This window comes from Streptomyces sp. DH12, from assembly GCF_020873895.1.
GTDB lineage: Bacteria > Actinomycetota > Actinomycetes > Streptomycetales > Streptomycetaceae > Streptomyces.
In genome coordinates this window covers 1-867 of record NZ_JAHWGT010000165.1, presented here as the reverse complement: position 1 = coordinate 867, position 867 = coordinate 1, and the positions used below count along the sequence as shown (strand labels likewise).

1 protein-coding gene is annotated in these 867 nt (G+C 71.2%); it reads left to right on the top strand.

All coding sequences use genetic code 11. The annotated features are described in order from the left end of the window. The coding region (locus tag LPA54_RS33245; RefSeq protein ID WP_228984455.1) for a LamG domain-containing protein at positions 1 to 784 on the top strand (784 nt) is incomplete at its 5' end. Between the last annotated feature and the right edge of the window lie 83 nt (positions 785 to 867).

Genomic DNA, 867 nt, shown 5'->3' with positions numbered 1-867 from the left:
GCTGTCCGGAACGGTGAACACCCAGATCACCGACCTGGAGAACGAGCTCAACGGCCTGTACACGTACGACCGCAGGGAGATCAAGGTCCACCCGAAGCAGGTGCGGGAGATCAACCTCAAGGTGATCGCCGCCGGCGCCTCCGCCGGTCAGCGGGAGCAGCTCAAGGGCGGCGGCCACTGGTCCCTCGACGAGGGCACCGGGACCACGGCCGAGGACGAGGGTCCGAACGGCAAGGCGCTGACGCTCACCGGGGGCGCCACCTGGACCACCGGAGTCAGCGGCAGCGCGCTGAAGTTCGACGGGCAGACCCAGTTCGCCCAGACGGACGGTCCGGTCCTCGACACCACCGGCAGCTACACCGTCTCCGCCTGGGTCACCCTCGACGCGCTGCCCGGCAACTACGCCACCGCGGTCAGCCAGGACGGCCGGCGCCAGGCCAGCCCGTTCTACCTCCAGTACGGTCAGGGCGCGTTCGCCTTCAGCACCCCCGACGGCAGGCGGGCACGCCTGGAGACCCGGCCCGAACTCGGGCGCTGGTACCACCTGGTGGGCGTGCGCGACGGCGCCACCCACCAGATCACCCTGTACGTCGACGGCACGAAGGCGGCGACCGTCACCGGCGGCCCCACCTACGTCGGCTCCGGCCCCCTGGCGGTGGGCCGCGCCAAGTGGAACGGTGACGACACCGACTTCTGGAACGGCTCCGTCGACGAGGTGCACGCCTACGACAAGGCGCTCACCGCCGAGGAGGTGACCGCCCTCCACGAGGCGGAGAAGCCGTAACACCTTCCGCGACGAGGGGGCGGACGCCACGGCGTCCGCCCCCTCTCGCCTTGCCGTCACACACCGCTCAGGGTGTCCAGGGC